16 protein-coding genes and 3 tRNA genes are annotated in these 14,962 nt (G+C 43.4%); 13 read left to right on the plus strand and 6 right to left on the minus strand.

What is annotated here, in order from left to right:
* Positions 1–196: 196 nt before the first annotated feature.
* On the plus strand, positions 197–1,279 hold the full coding sequence (locus VHE99_05395; GenBank protein ID HVV68453.1) for an ankyrin repeat domain-containing protein: 1,083 nt from the start codon (positions 197–199) through the stop codon (positions 1,277–1,279).
* A 24-nt stretch (positions 1,280–1,303) separates the two neighbouring features.
* Entirely contained in the window at positions 1,304–1,864 is a 561-nt protein-coding gene (locus VHE99_05400) for a UbiX family flavin prenyltransferase (GenBank protein HVV68454.1), read from the plus strand.
* On the opposite strand, the gene rpe is transcribed toward VHE99_05400, so the two are convergent.
* Positions 1,861–2,550, minus strand: a complete 690-nt coding sequence (rpe, locus tag VHE99_05405) for a ribulose-phosphate 3-epimerase (GenBank protein ID HVV68455.1) — start codon at positions 2,548–2,550, stop codon at positions 1,861–1,863. The genes VHE99_05400 and rpe overlap by 4 nt on opposite strands.
* A 102-nt stretch (positions 2,551–2,652) precedes the next feature.
* On the minus strand, positions 2,653–3,702 hold the full coding sequence (locus VHE99_05410; protein ID HVV68456.1) for a Rieske 2Fe-2S domain-containing protein: 1,050 nt from the start codon (positions 3,700–3,702) through the stop codon (positions 2,653–2,655).
* Between the two features lie 137 nt (positions 3,703–3,839).
* Here VHE99_05410 and gshA point away from each other — a divergent pair, with 137 nt between their 5' ends.
* On the plus strand, positions 3,840–5,129 hold the full coding sequence (gene gshA, locus VHE99_05415) for a glutamate--cysteine ligase (protein ID HVV68457.1): 1,290 nt from the start codon (positions 3,840–3,842) through the stop codon (positions 5,127–5,129).
* 46 nt (positions 5,130–5,175) lie between these two features.
* Here the strand turns inward: gshA and erpA are convergent, their stop codons facing one another.
* Positions 5,176–5,604, minus strand: coding sequence for an iron-sulfur cluster insertion protein ErpA (gene erpA, locus VHE99_05420; GenBank protein ID HVV68458.1), 429 nt, complete (start codon positions 5,602–5,604; stop codon positions 5,176–5,178).
* 84 nt (positions 5,605–5,688) lie between these two features.
* On the opposite strand from erpA, the gene VHE99_05425 reads away from it, so the two are divergent.
* Positions 5,689–6,108, plus strand: coding sequence for a CopD family protein (locus tag VHE99_05425; protein HVV68459.1), 420 nt, complete (start codon positions 5,689–5,691; stop codon positions 6,106–6,108).
* 204 nt (positions 6,109–6,312) lie between these two features.
* On the opposite strand, the gene VHE99_05430 is transcribed toward VHE99_05425, so the two are convergent.
* On the minus strand, positions 6,313–6,477 hold the full coding sequence (locus VHE99_05430) for a rubredoxin (GenBank protein HVV68460.1): 165 nt from the start codon (positions 6,475–6,477) through the stop codon (positions 6,313–6,315).
* Positions 6,478–6,565: 88 nt separating this feature from the next.
* On the opposite strand from VHE99_05430, the gene hemL reads away from it, so the two are divergent.
* A complete protein-coding gene (hemL, locus tag VHE99_05435; GenBank protein ID HVV68461.1) occupies positions 6,566–7,888 on the plus strand; it encodes a glutamate-1-semialdehyde 2,1-aminomutase in 1,323 nt (440 codons plus the stop codon).
* Positions 7,889–8,020: 132 nt separating this feature from the next.
* On the opposite strand, the gene VHE99_05440 is transcribed toward hemL, so the two are convergent.
* On the minus strand, positions 8,021–8,266 hold the full coding sequence (locus VHE99_05440) for a DUF4282 domain-containing protein (GenBank protein ID HVV68462.1): 246 nt from the start codon (positions 8,264–8,266) through the stop codon (positions 8,021–8,023).
* A 40-nt stretch (positions 8,267–8,306) separates the two neighbouring features.
* Between VHE99_05440 and waaA the strand changes: the two genes are divergently transcribed.
* Entirely contained in the window at positions 8,307–9,566 is a 1,260-nt protein-coding gene (gene waaA, locus VHE99_05445; protein HVV68463.1) for a lipid IV(A) 3-deoxy-D-manno-octulosonic acid transferase, read from the plus strand.
* Positions 9,567–9,593: 27 nt separating this feature from the next.
* On the opposite strand, the gene carA is transcribed toward waaA, so the two are convergent.
* A complete protein-coding gene (carA, locus tag VHE99_05450) occupies positions 9,594–10,739 on the minus strand; it encodes a glutamine-hydrolyzing carbamoyl-phosphate synthase small subunit (protein ID HVV68464.1) in 1,146 nt (381 codons plus the stop codon).
* A 216-nt stretch (positions 10,740–10,955) separates the two neighbouring features.
* On the opposite strand from carA, the gene VHE99_05455 reads away from it, so the two are divergent.
* From VHE99_05455 to VHE99_05485, 7 genes are all read left to right on the plus strand, one after another.
* Positions 10,956–11,567 (plus strand): hypothetical protein, encoded by a 612-nt coding sequence (locus VHE99_05455; protein ID HVV68465.1) that lies wholly within the window; start codon positions 10,956–10,958, stop codon positions 11,565–11,567.
* Positions 11,568–11,845: 278 nt separating this feature from the next.
* A complete protein-coding gene (locus tag VHE99_05460) occupies positions 11,846–12,136 on the plus strand; it encodes a co-chaperone GroES (GenBank protein HVV68466.1) in 291 nt (96 codons plus the stop codon).
* 44 nt (positions 12,137–12,180) lie between these two features.
* Positions 12,181–13,833, plus strand: a complete 1,653-nt coding sequence (groL, locus tag VHE99_05465; protein ID HVV68467.1) for a chaperonin GroEL — start codon at positions 12,181–12,183, stop codon at positions 13,831–13,833.
* A gap of 253 nt (positions 13,834–14,086) precedes the next feature.
* Positions 14,087–14,168, plus strand: a tRNA-Tyr gene (locus tag VHE99_05470).
* Positions 14,169–14,270: 102 nt separating this feature from the next.
* Positions 14,271–14,344 (plus strand) — tRNA-Gly (locus VHE99_05475).
* Positions 14,345–14,413: 69 nt separating this feature from the next.
* A tRNA-Thr gene (locus VHE99_05480) sits at positions 14,414–14,489 on the plus strand.
* 122 nt (positions 14,490–14,611) lie between these two features.
* The coding region (locus VHE99_05485) for a GTP-binding protein (GenBank protein HVV68468.1) at positions 14,612–14,962 on the plus strand (351 nt) is incomplete at its 3' end.

The following is a 14,962-nucleotide window of genomic DNA, read 5'->3' on the forward strand; positions in this document are numbered from 1 at the left end:
ACGCTGGTCAGAAAATCAATTTTGACCAAAAAGTATTTTTCAAAGTCTGAAAATGAGAGTGATTTATTAAAAATTACGGCCAATCAGGCTAATGCTTTGATTTATCAGCTGGCTTTAGCGGCATAATTGGCTAAAGTCCAGAATTAGAATTTTATTGATAAATATACCGTAACCGATAATTAGTAGAGAGGTGCTTATGTCGCGAGCAGTTAAGAGAGAAAGAAAAACCTTCCAGCAAAAAACTGCAACCGAAGAAACATTTTATCTACCCGTTTATATCCAGCCCTCCGCATTTTGGTCTTTATCTCATTTAGAAGACGAACGATACTTAGCATCCAGTTATGCCGCTTCTCAAGCAAAATTCTTGAAGTTGGAAAGCAAGTCTAAAAATAAGAAAAATCTGTATGCATTGCATGACGCTTGCAGAGAAGGTGATATAGAAAAAATACGCCTTCTTTTGAGTCAAAAAGTGGATATTGAAATGCGCAATGAACACGGATTAACTGCGCTGCATGTAGCGGTGATGAAGAAAAAGCTAGAGGTAGTAAAAATATTAATAGAGAATAAAGCCGATATTGAATCGTGTGTAGAAAATAACCCTCTGATTTATACTCCTTTAGTGGGTGCTGCTTATGGATATCCAAATTTATCGATCGCAGAATATTTAATCAGGCAAGAAGCAAATATGGATGTGCTTGATAACCAAGGAGAGACTCTATTGCAATTGGTTGCACGTTTCTCAGATCGAAAGATGCTCCATCTTTTAGTCCAATGGGGTGCTAAAATTGGATCAAAACCAGACCTTATTCGCTGTGCAGAAGAAGGGGATGATCCGAGGATTATTGAACTGTGTAAAAAACCTGGCGCATTAGAAGCATTACGACAAAAATTTTTAACACAACGTAGAGAAGAAATACAACCCATTCTGTGTTTTTTATTTATCGTCCCCACAGTTCTTATCCCAAGCATATTACACTATCTTTGGGATTCTAATGAAAATCTAACAATTGTTTGGCCAAGATTAGATAACATGCCAACTATTGCAGCATTCAAAGAGCAATTCTCCAAAGTTTTTCTTAAAGAAAATCCTTTGTTTCAAGCACGTCTATCGTTAATAAACGCTTATAAAGATGTACCCAGCTTTTTAAGTGAGCTAGAACCGTTCGTTTCTGCTCAACTTATCGAATATATAGAACATCTCAAATTTGCATTGCCCATATGGATAAAAAATGAGGAGGAAAGTTCTAACCAGAAAGTTGATACGGTTTCTCCTTTATAACCACACATGTTGAGGAAAAATTGAGTGGTAAAATCACGTCTTATTGTCGGCATTAGCGGCGCTTCCGGTATCATTTATGGTATTCGTTTATTGGAGTTGTTGCAGCCGCTGCCAATTGAAACCCATCTCGTTGTTTCTAAAACTGCAGAAATTACGCGTGCGGCAGAGGTCGCATTAACTGCAAAGCAACTTTATGCATTGGCGGATGTGCATTACTCAGTGATGGATTTGGGCGCGGCGATTTCCAGTGGGTCGTTTAAAACACAGGGCATGATTATTGCGCCTTGCTCGATGCGTACTTTGGCTGAAATCGCAAGTGGCGTAACTAGCAACTTGTTAACGCGTGCAGCAGATGTGGTACTTAAAGAGCGGCGGCGTCTGGTGTTGATGGTGCGGGAATCGCCGCTGCATGCCGGTCATTTGGAGAACATGCTCAAAGTGACGCATATGGGCGGTATTATCGCTCCGCCTGTGCCGGCTTTTTATAATCAGCCACAGACATTGGATGATATGGTCAATCACTCTGTAGGGCGTGTGCTGGATTTATTTGATATAGATGCAGGATGTGTGAAACGTTGGCATTAAAAATGTCCATGCTGTGATTGTGCTTTTGAAAGCGCTGCCTGGAAGTTAGCTATAGTAGCGGCATAATCAGGGGTGTTAAAAATAGCTGAGCCGATGACAAAAGTATCTGCTCCGGCGGTAGCGATTTCGTGGATATTATCGGTTTTGATGCCACCATCTACTTCTAATCTGGCTTCATAAGCATAGCTGTCTAAAAATTGACGTGCTTCACGGATTTTATTCAGCGCGGAAGGAATAAAAGGCTGTTTAGCAAATCCGGGATTAACCGACATAATCATGATTAAATCGAGTTTGTCTATGACGTAAGGCAGTTGGCTAAAGGGTGTGGCTGGATTAAAAACTAAACCAGCTCGGCAGCCCAGGTCGTGTATCAGTTGCAAACTGCGATCTAGATGCTCGGTGGCTTCTGGGTGAATGGTGATGTAGGTTGCGCCGGCCTTGGCAAAATCATGGATCAGCCGATCTACCGGCTTAGTCATTAGATGTACATCGATTGGCGTCTTGACCCCAAAATCTCGCAATGCTCGGCAGACTAAGGGTCCTGCGGTCAGGTTAGGGACGTAGTGATTATCCATGACATCCAAGTGTATCCAATCTGCGCCGGCAGTAATGGCATCAATAGCCTCTTTGCCTAGTTGGGCGAAGTCAGCAGATAATAGTGAAGCGGCGATTTTAAATGTGTGCATACTGTGACTCATGGGTTTGAATGTATTGTTGGAAGAAAATCCTTTTCTACTTTTTCTCTTTTCCCTGTTATTCTGGGCTTAATACAATAGCGAAAGAGTAGCTTAACTCCTCCAGCGCAGCACTGTTTCAGTTAGCGGATGTTGAAATTGACGGTTCTCTGTTTGGGCTAATATGAATTCTTTTTTTAATTGCTGATACCATTTAGCTTGCGTGTCTGCATCATTGATTAGCATCAGCTGCGGATTCTCTTTTAAGCCTTCTTGTTGTTTAACAATCACCTCATAATCCTGATTCAAAAACGCGCGGGCAAAAGATCGCGCCAAGGGCTTAAAGATAGCTGTCCAGCCTGGTAATGTCCAATAAAAAAATTGATGGATTTCAGTAACGGATTCTTCCAATGGGGTAAGAGTGGTCAGAGCGCATACCGTATGGCGGCCGGCTTGGATATGTTCTATACGCACGCCGGGCAATTGAAAGCTGATTTCTGTAGAAATTTCGCCCCCCAACAATTTATAGGCTTTAGAATTTTTAGAGGGGGGATGCCTTACCATTTTAAAGCCTAAAGGGGTGGGTGCGAATTTTTTGGCTTTGGGATGCATGGATTTTTGCGAACGCCACCACCAGGAACGATGCACAAACGGACCATGAGCAGGATCCATTAATCCCACCACCGCATGATCGATATCGCAGGGAAAATGTTTGTTGAACTGTAATTGTGGTGCAATATTTCCGACATCGGGGACGCAAGGGATGGGTGGTAAAGTTTTAGGTATGGGTTTGCCGGGTGGGGGTATATAAACCCAGAGGTTGCCCTGAACTTCGTGGCAGGGAAATTTGAACACTTTTACCCTAGAGATATTGAATTTTTGCTCGGGTAGCAATGAAGGAATGTCAGTACAAACCCCCCCAGTATTAAAGCGCCAGCCGTGATAACAACACTCTACTTCACAGCCATCAAAACGACCATAACTCAGTGGAATTCCGCGATGTGGGCAGATATTGCGTAAGGCGAAAGGTTCACCTGTCTTAGCGCGGCCGAATAATAGGGATTGTCCGAGAATCGATTTAGCAGTCATTTGCCCAGATTTCAGAGCATTTCCAGGGAGGGCTAGATACCAGATATCAGTTAAGAACAGGGCGGAGTTAGGCATAAGTTTGTCCTTAGGGATCTTTTAGGTGGATGATTTGAAAAGCTCTGTAGTAGATAGTTTAACATAAGTGAGTGATAATGAACCCTTGTCATCTTTAGATGATGCATCGCTTAAGAAACCCAGGAAAATAAAAAATCATGTCTGAAATTTTTTCTAAGAATGTTCCACAAGTGCCTTCTACTCTCAAAGCGCCCTTGCATCAGTTAGAGCAGCGATTGCTGAATCAACAGGTGAAAATTGAAAGTTGGTTTCGTGAAAAGTGGCAACAGGTGCCTACGCTGTTTTATTCATCAGTGGATTTACGTAATGCAGGGTTTAAACTGGCGCCCATTGATACTAACTTGTTTCCGGCCGGCTTTAATAATCTCAACCCTGATTTCATGCCGCTTTATATTCAAGCAGTGCAGGCGACGATAGAGACCATCAGTCCGACGGCCAAACAGATATTGTTGATTCCCGAAAGCCATACTGGCCATATGTTTTACTTTGAACACTTAGCTTGTTTGCAGGAAATTTTATCTAAAGCCGGTTTCAGTGTGCGCATTGGCTCTTTGCTCGAAGAATTGAAAGCGCCCAAAGATATTAAGCTCCCTTCAGGAAAATCTATTCGGCTTGAGCCGTTACGACGTGTGGGAAATCGGTTAGCCGTGGATGATTTTTCCCCTTGCTTGATTCTGCTGAATAATGATTTAGCTGGCGGTGTTCCTGCATTATTGCAAGGACTAGAACAAAAAGTCTGTCCGCCTATTGATTTGGGTTGGGCGACACGTTCTAAAGCGAATCATTTTCATCATTATGAAATTGCCAGCCGTGAGTTTGCTAAGTACTTGGATATTGATCCGTGGTTGATTTCGCCATTTTTCCGTTATTGCGGTGAGGTGAATTTTATGACAGGGGAAGGCCAGCAGTGTCTGATTTCTAATGTGGAGGCATTGTTTGAATCGATTAAGAAAAAGTATTCTGAATATGGTATCGAGCATCCACCTTTTGTGATTATTAAAGCGGACGCCGGGACTTATGGTATGGCGGTGATGACGATTAAGCAGGTGGATGATTTAAAACATTTGAATCGTAAACAGCGCACAAATATGTCCACGATTAAAGGGGGACGAGCAGTTTCCAAAGTGATTATTCAGGAAGGGGTTTATACTTTTGAGACTTGGGGTGAGGAACAGTCAGTGGCGGAGCCGGTGGTTTATATGGTTGGGCATCATGTTGTGGGTGGTTTTTATCGGGTACATGCGCAAAAAGGTGTGGATGAAAATCTCAATGCTCCAGGTATGAACTTTCATCCATTGCCGTTTATAGGGGCATGCAATAATCCTTGTCATCCGGCGGATGATTGTGCTAATCGGTTTTATGCTTATGGTGTGATTGCGAGGTTAGCGTTGTTGGCTGCGGCGATGGAATCGCAGGAGCAGTTATAGCGGCCATTCTGGATTATGGCTGTCATAATCCAGGATGACAGCTATGCTATTCCGCCGAAAAAGAAGAACCACAACCGCAGGTGGTTTTGGCATTGGGGTTGCCGCGAATGATAAAGCGTTCGCCATTGATATCTTTACGGTAGTCGACTTCGGCGCCGCCTAAATATTGCAGGCTGAGAGCGTCAACTAAGACTTGAATGTGTGGTATGTGTTGACCTGAAGTTGATGTGCCGTCCCTGTCTTCAACTTCGTCTATTTTTTTATCAATGATAATATCATCGTCATTAGCAGCTTCTTCAAAACTGAAGCCGTATTGGAAACCGGAGCAACCGCCGCCGGTAATGAAAATGCGTAACTTGAGATTTAGATTATCTTCTTCCACCATTAACTCATAAATTTTCATAATCGCGCTGTGTGTCACGGTGATGGGATCTGATGGAGAAGACTGATTAGATGCATTGGTTAATGCGCTCATGGAATACCTCAAGATTTCGGCTGAATATTGATAATATGAGATGTTATTATAGCATTTTCCAGTGCGGATTGTGGAGTAAAAATAATGCTTTGGATCAAAGCGTTACATATTATTTTTGTGGTGACCTGGTTCAGCGGTTTATTTTATCTGCCGCGATTGTTCGTCTATCACGCGATGAGTGAAGACACGATTAGCCAGGAAAGGTTTAAACTCATGGAAAGGAAGTTGTATTTTGGGATAACGATGCCGAGCGCAGTGTTGGCGACTATATTTGGCATTTGGCTGCTCTGTTTGAATTTCAGTGCTTATATCAGTTTGGGCTGGATGCAGGCGAAATTAGCGTTGGTGGCTGTTCTATGGATATACCATTTGATGTGCGGCTATTATTGGTGGCAATTTAAAACCAATAAGAATAAACACTCGCATGTATTTTATCGTTGGTTTAATGAGATACCGGTGGTGATTCTTATGGTGGTGGTGATTTTGGTGGTGGTCAAGCCTTAATGTTAAAACCCCTCTTATAGCCATGACTTTTTTCCTTCTCCCCTGGTGGGAGAAGGTGCCCGTAGGGCGGATGAGGGGTAAGCTTGGATTGGCTTTAATTATAGCTACTGCTACTGCTACTGCAAACTCACCCCTTATCCACCCTGTTGGGCACCTTCTCCCACCAGAGGAGAAGGAAAAAAGTTAGGGCTGTAAGAGGAAAATCTAAATTTCTACCATTTCAAAATCTTCTTTCATCGCTCCGCATTCCGGGCAAGTCCAATCTTCGGGGACGTCTTTCCATAATGTGCCAGGCTGAATGCCATCTTCTGGCCAGCCCAGTTCTTCGTCATAAATAAATCCACATAAAAGACAAACATATTTTTTCATAGCAGGTGTCCTCATAAACTTTGGTGTATCATAATATGAAATAGGGTTATGCTGTAGTTGTTCATTCATCCCAAACTGGAGTTGTCATATGTCACGTTCCGATTTGTTATTTCAGAAAGCGCAAAATTATATTCCTGGTGGCGTTAATTCACCAGTTCGTGCTTTTGGCGGAGTGGGGGGTACCCCTGTATTTTTTAATCGGGGTCAAGGAGCGTATTTGATTGATGAAGATGAGAAATCTTATATCGATTATGTGGGTTCCTGGGGGACAGCTATTTTGGGGCATGCTCATCCTGAGGTTGTGCTTGCTGTACAGAAGGCGGCTGCTAATGGTTTAAGCTTTGGGGCTCCGACTGCTAAGGAGGTCGAATTAGCCATCAAAATCAATCAGCACTTCCCATCGATTGAACAGGTACGTCTAGTCAATTCGGGGACAGAAGCTACCATGAGCGCCCTACGCTTGGCGCGTGCTGCAACCGGACGAGATAAGATTTTAAAATTTGAAGGTTGTTATCACGGACATTCTGATGCTTTGTTAGTGAAGGCGGGTTCAGGTGGATTGACTTTTGGAGTTCCCAGTTCGCCCGGAGTGCCTAAAGTGCTGGTGCAGGAAACGCTTACGGCCATTTTCAATGACTTAGATTCAGTTGAAGCTGTATTTCAAGCAGTGGGTAAGGATATTGCAGCAATTATCGTGGAACCCGTAGCAGGTAATATGGGTTGTGTATTGCCGGTGCCGGGATTTTTGCAGGGATTGCGGGAAATCTGCGACCGTTATCAGAGTTTATTGATTTTTGATGAAGTGATTACTGGTTTTAGGGTGGGTAGAGGAGGAGCGCAAGGGCTTTATGGTGTGGTGCCAGATATTACCACGCTAGGTAAAATTATAGGTGGAGGTTTGCCAGTAGGCGCATTTGGTGGTAGAAAAATCTTGATGGAGAAAATGGCGCCAGTTGGACCGGTTTATCAAGCGGGTACTTTATCAGGTAATCCCATCGCGGTAGCTGCTGGTTTAGCAACTTTGAAGGTATTGGAAAGTAGTCCAGGTTTTTATGCAGACTTGGAAATTAAAACCCAGCGTTTAGTTGCAGGTTTACTGGAACGAGCTAAAGCGCAGGATATTGCATTAAAAGCCACGCAGGTTGGGAGTTTGTTTGGTTTATTTTTTACTGAAGGTGAGGAAATAACACAGCTGCAACAGGTTATGGGCTGCCATATTGAACAGTTTAAGCAGTTTTTTCATGCCTTATTGCAGCAAGGAATTTATATTGCACCTTCAGCGTATGAAGCTGGATTTGTCTCAGCGGCTCATGGTGATCTGGAATTGCAGGCTACTTGGGATGCGGCTGAGAAGGCATTTGCTAGCTTGAAACATAAGGATGTTTCTAAAGAGGTTCGTTTAAGCAATTAAGCACTGTAGCCCCTCTCCCATCTCGCAAGGGGACTCCCTTTGGTCACAGACGGGAGAGGAGATACAGTGCTTAACCTGACCTCTATGCCTGCCCCGCGCCCGCCGGAAGAGAAGGAACCATATGACATAGATTTAAAGTATCTTTTGGCTCTTAATATCTGTTAGGGTATTATTAATGCGAAACAATACAACAACATACTCACAGATAATTCTGATAGCTAAAGGTCCGAAAATGATGGTCGCAATCCCCTGCAATATCAGTTGATGCAATATATTTGCCACACCAAGGACAATACAGGCAATGACTGCCAGCCAGAATAATATCTGCACCAAAATCGGGGTTAACATACGGCGAAAGGTTAAAAAATCTTTGAACATAATCCCTCCAATAATTATTTCCAAGTAGTCATTATAAATTATGCGTTATCTATATTCATTATTGTTTTACTTAAGTACTCCAGCCATTTTTCTACGATTATGGTGGAAAGGGCGGAAATTGCCTGGCTATCGTCAACGCTGGGCAGAGCGTTTGGGTTTCATTCAATCGATGGCTGCGGATGGTTGTATTTGGTTGCATGCCGTATCGGTAGGAGAGTTAATCGCGGCAAGGCCCTTGATAACCAGTCTACAGGCACGTTATCCGCAGTTGACACTGGTGATTACCAACATGACGGCCAGCGGTTCTGGATTGGCAGCGCAGCTCGCGGGAGAAAGATTGCGTTATTATTACGTTCCCTACGATATGCCGGATGTAGTCAACCGCTTCTTAAACCGTACTCGTCCCCGTTTAGCCATTATCATGGAAACGGAGCTATGGCCTAATTTGCTGCATTATACGTCTAAGAGGAAAATCCCCATTTTATTAGCCAACGCGCGGCTCTCTGGCAAGTCAGCACAAGGTTATCAACATATTGCTATGTTGGTTAAGCCTATGTTGCAAAAGATTTCTGTTATCGCTGCGCAAACGCAAGAAGATGCTAAACGCTTTAAAGCATTGGGCGCTGATCCCGCACGGACTTTAGTCTGGGGTAATATGAAATTTGATGTGAAGACACCGCTGGATTTGGTAGAGAAAGGTCAAGCATTGCGAGCAAGTTGGGGGCAAAGGCGGCCTACCTTAATTGCGGCGAGCACACATGCGGGCGAAGAAGAACAGATTTTGCAAGCCTTTACTGAATTAAGAAAAACCTGGCCTACTAGTCTGTTAATACTTGTGCCGCGTCATCCTGATCGTTTTGATGAGGTGGCAGTTTTATGTCAGAAACGCGGTTTTTCTACGATTCGGCGCAGTCAGGGACAAGCCTGTACACCGGAAACTCAAATATTTTTGGGGGATAGTTTGGGAGAGCTTTTCCTTTATTATGCGGCAGCAGATGTGGCCTTTGTGGGAGGCAGTTTGGTAGCTGTGGGCGGTCATAATTTGTTGGAACCTGCTGCTTTAGGCTTGCCTATTGTCACCGGTCCGCAACTATTTAATTTCACAGAAATCTATCATTTGTTGCAACAGGTCAACGCAGTTATTTGTGTCAATAACGAAAAGGAATTAGCAACAACCTGGTCAGCATTATTGGAAGATGAAGCAAAGCGTATTCAGATGGGGGAGCAGGCAAGGATGGTTGTGGAAACAAACCGTGGGGCTGTGGAAAAACATCTGGATTATATTGCTACGCAGATGTAACACATAAAAAATGTATGGCTAGTCAAATCAGGCGGCTAGGGTTTTCCTTTTACATATCAACTCCTTAAAAGAGTTGAACAGTACTCTCGCCTCATGTGGTCCAGGGCTTGCTTCTGGATGTCCCTGAAAACTAAAGGCGGGTTTATTGACATGGCGAATACCTTGCAGGCTGCCATCAAACAATGAGCGGTGTGTGGAGATAAGGCAAGCCGGTAAACTCGCTTCATCTACAGCAAAACCGTGATTTTGACTGGAAATAAGGACTTGTTTGCTTTGTAAATCTTGCACAGGGTGATTGGCGCCATGATGACCAAATTTCATTTTTATAGTTTTAGCGCCACAGGCCAGCCCCAATAATTGATGCCCCAGACAAATGCCAAATAGGGGAATCTCCTGATCCAAAAAGGTTTTAATAGCGGAAATAGCATAATCACAAACCGCTGGATCGCCAGGTCCATTGGATAAAAATATTCCATCAGGTTTTAATGCCAAAACTTGTTCTGCAGAAGTTTCGGCAGGGACAACTGTCAGGCGGCAGCCCATATCAATTAAGCAACGCAATATGTTCTCTTTGATTCCAAAATCATAAGCAACTACATGGAGGGGCTGTGAATTTGGGTTGGAACTTACTCTTTGAGTATCCATTTGCCAGCTGCCTTCTGTCCACGTATAAGATTTTTGAGTGCTAACTACTTTGGCTAAATCCATACCACTTAACCCTGGGAAGCTGCGTGCAGATGCTAGAGCGGCCGCTTTATCAATAGTGGAAGTGGTAATGCAGCCGTTTAAGGCGCCTTTTTCGCGTAGTAAACGGGTTAGGCGGCGGGTATCAATACCGGCTATTGCGACCAGATTATTAGTACGTAGGTAATCGGGTAGGGTCTGTTGCATGCGCCAATTGCTAGCCAAAAAGGGTAAATCGCGAATAATGAGACCAGCTGCCCAGACTTGGGAGGATTCAACATCTTCCTTGTTAGTACCGGTATTGCCAATATGCGGATAAGTTAAGGTGACGATTTGTTGAGCATACGACGGGTCAGTAATAATTTCTTGATAACCTGTCATTGCTGTATTAAATACAACCTCACCAACTGTTTGGCCTTCAGCACCGATGGAATACCCTGAAAATGTACTACCATCTTCAAGTGCCAATATAGCCGGTTGCTGTTTCATAAGACCTCGTGATAGCTAAGTGGAGATATAGAATAGTTTTAGTGCTATTTTACGCAATTATCTTAAGATTGGCTATTTAATTCCTCTGCGTTGGTGGTTTAAATAAATTCCCTATCGTTAATATTTTGTTAAGGGGAATATGTTTATAATACAACTCATAGATTAAATAGATTGTTCAAATAACAATAATGAACAGGTATATAACGGCGTGGACATATGCACAACTTCTCACAAACGGCTATAAAGCTTTTAAATGATTATAAAAATATTCTAAAAAAGAATCTATATTCACAAGAAATAGATAAAAAATTGGCGCAAGCAGGGCTTGATAAGCGTCTTCCCAGGCGTGACTCTGAGCTATACCGCTTATTAGTTAAAGTCATCAAGAAAGCCAGTCTAGAAGAAAATAGTACCCCTTCACGATTACGTTATTCCGGCATCGATCATTTTGCGCAGCATATGAAAAGTGTCTTGGACAATTACCGCCTGGAAAATGGTCGAGTGATTCATGCGGCTCAAACGGCTTCCAGGGCTATGATTGAAGCAATACAGCTGATCCCCCTGCCTGAAGCTCGTCTGACAGAATCCGTTGCTGCCAAATTGGATCAATGTGCGCAGATGATCGCAAGATATGGTGTTGATGAACAGAAAAAGATTTTTATGAATTCTTTAAAGACACATCTACCGCGTCAAGCAGATTTCTTCACACCGTTATTGAATAAATTTCGCGAATATTTGGCAGAATCAATTTGTTTGGAAGAGTCTGAGATTTATGTAGATATCAATAAAGCGGCTACAGAAGAAAGCATGGAAAATATAGCCTGTTAACATTACAGAATGGCTGTGTCATCCTGGACATAGCTATCCTGAGTATAAGTGCCATTTCAAAATTTTATCCAAAAGTATTCTTTCCTCTTGAATTCTCAAATTTTAACCTCATATTTTCTAGCATTAGCATTTGACTTTTATGTCAGGCGCTAGCAAATGTGGTTGGCGGTTAAGTCCCAGAAATATAATCATTTGATTTATATGGGAAATACTTTAAGTATACACAGAATTAATCTGCCCTGCCTATATAATCAATTAAAACCTAGGAGAAAGAGTGAATGAAAATACGTCCATTGCATGATCGCGTTGTGATTCGTCGCAGTGAAGAAGAGCGAACCTCGCCAGGTGGCATTGTGATCCCAGATACAGCTAAAGACAAACCGGTATTTGGAGAAGTCATTGCCATAGGTACTGGCAAACATACCGATAACGGCCAAGTACGTCCATTAGTTATTAAAGTGGGTGATAAAGTGCTGTTTGGCAAGTACTCTGGTACAGAAGTAAAGGTTGCTGGCGAAGAATTGGTCGTCATGAGAGAAGATGACATTATGGGTGTAGTTGAAGGTTAATTTTCAGTTAAATTCACATTAAATTTTTAGGAGAAACTAAAAGAATGAGCGCTAAAGAAATTAAATTTGCGGATCACTCCCGCCAGGCCATGCTAAATGGCGTAAATATTCTGGCTGATGCCGTCAAAGTGACTTTAGGTCCCCGTGGACGAATCGTTGTGCTACAAAAAAGTTTTGGCAGCCCAACACCTACCAAAGACGGTGTGACTGTTGCTAAAGAAATCGAGTTAAAAGACAACTTCGAAAACATGGGCGCACAGATGGTTAAGGAAGTGGCTTCCAAGACTTCTGATATCGCAGGTGACGGTACAACTACTGCAACCGTATTAACACAAGCCATTTTAGCGGAAGGTATGAAATCAGTTGCTGCTGGTATGAATCCAATGGATCTCAAACGCGGCATAGAAAAAGCAGTAGCTGCAGCGGTAGAAGAGTTGAAAAAACTTTCCAAACCCTGTACTGACCAAAAAGCCATTTCACAAGTCGGCACTATTTCTGCTAATTCCGATGAAGCTATTGGTACTATTATTGCCAAGGCGATGGAAAAAGTAGGTAAAGAGGGCGTCATCACGGTAGAAGATGGTTCTGGTCTTGAAAATTCTTTGGAAGTAGTGGAAGGTATGCAGTTCGATCGTGGCTACCTATCTCCTTACTTCATCAACAACCAACAGAGCATGAGCGCTGAACTCGAAAGCCCATACATCCTATTGGTTGACAAAAAAGTATCCAATATTCGTGAATTACTACCAATACTGGAAGCTGTGGCTAAATCTGGCCGATCTTTGCTATTAATTGCTGAAGATGTAGAAGGTGAAGCCTTAGCAACCTTGGTAGTTAACACCATTCGCGGCATCGTCAAAGTCGTTGCAGTGAAAGCGCCTGGATTTGGTGATCGCCGTAAAGCGATGTTGCAAGACATTGCTGTATTAACGGGTGGTAAAGTGATTTCTGAAGAAGTAGGTATTTCTCTGGAAAGCATCACATTAGCTGATTTGGGTTCTGCTAAACGTATCGTGGTCACTAAAGAAAACTCCACCATTATTGATGGCGCTGGTGCCAGCAAAGATATTCAAGCGAGAATTACGCAAATTCGCGCTGAAATCGATAACACCACCTCTGACTATGATCGTGAAAAACTGCAAGAACGCCTGGCCAAGTTGGCTGGTGGTGTCGCAGTGATCAAAGTCGGTGCTGCCACTGAAATGGAAATGAAAGAGAAAAAAGCTCGTGTGGAAGATGCATTACATGCAACACGTGCTGCGGTGGAAGAAGGTGTGGTTCCAGGCGGCGGAGTCGCTTTAATTCGTGCCCTGCAAGGTATTAAAAATCTCAAGGGTGATAACGACGATCAAAATACCGGTATTGCTATCTTGCGTCGTGCGATGGAATCTCCATTACGACAAATCGTTACCAATGCTGGCGAAGAAGCTTCTGTTATTTTGGCCAGAGTGGTAGATGGCAAAGGTAATTTTGGTTACAATGCCGCCACAAGCGATTTTGGTGATATGATCGATATGGGTATCTTGGATCCGACCAAAGTTACACGCACCGCATTACAAAATGCTGCCTCTATTGCTAGCCTGATGATTACCACAGGTGCAATGGTTGCTGAAATTCCCAAGAAAGAAACCGCACCAGTAGGTGGTGGTGATATGGGAGGCATGGGCGGTATGGGTGGCATGGGCGGTATGATGTAATTAGCCATTCATCTTGTAAGTATATGAAAAGCCTCGTTTTATAGCGGGGCTTTTTATTTCATGCCTGGTCATTCATCCTGCCCAGCTGGCATCCTGAGTACAGCGAAGGATCTCCTTGTGATAGCACCAACAAAGCATAAAATGCCACCATAAGAAGAACCCTCGCTGCGCCCAGGATGACAGTCTTACTTTATGTGATTTGTTTAGTTGACATTAAACCCATAGTGCCGCAAAATGACGGGCTCAATTTTTTGGAGGGGTTCCCGAGCGGTCAAAGGGAGCAGACTGTAAATCTGCCGGCTCAGCCTTCGAAGGTTCGAATCCTTCCCCCTCCACCGGTCGAGATAAATTGCCAAATTCAGACATGTTAGCTGCTGCCGAAGAAGCGCTGCATTGAATTAGGTCATAAATCAGTATTGGTATTGCTTTTTCTGTTTGCGGGTGTAGTTCAATGGTAGAACTTCAGCCTTCCAAGCTGATAGCGTGGGTTCGATTCCCATCACCCGCTCCATTTTGCGGTAAGGGGAAAAAATTAGGCCTTACTCTTTTTAAGATAAGATGATAGTCTCTAAAAAAACACGCCCACATAGCTCAGTCGGTAGAGCACTTCCTTGGTAAGGAAGAGGTCACCGGTTCAAGTCCGGTTGTGGGCTCCAGTTTATTGGAGGCGCTGCAAAGAAGCAGTTAATAAATGTGGGTTTGTAAAAATTGGAATTCTACAATTTACGACAATTCCCGTTCTTCAAAAATATATAACGTTTAATTTAGGAGAAATAGCATGTCAAAGGAAAAATTTGATCGTACAAAACCGCACATTAATGTGGGAACAATAGGTCACGTAGATCATGGTAAAACAACGCTGACGGCAGCCTTAACCAAGGTGTTGTCGGATAAGTTTGGTGGCAGTGCATTGGCCTACGATCAGATCGATAAAGCGCCAGAAGAAAAAGCGCGCGGTATTACCATCGCAACAGCGCACGTAGAATACCAGTCAGAAGGCCGTCACTACGCTCACGTAGATTGCCCAGGCCATGCCGACTACGTCAAGAACATGATTACCGGTGCTGCGCAGATGGATGGTGCGATATTAGTCGTATCCGCCGCCGATGGTCCGATGCCGCAGACCCGC

The organism is Gammaproteobacteria bacterium (genome assembly GCA_035546635.1).
Lineage (GTDB): Bacteria > Pseudomonadota > Gammaproteobacteria > JAURND01 > JAURND01 > DASZWJ01.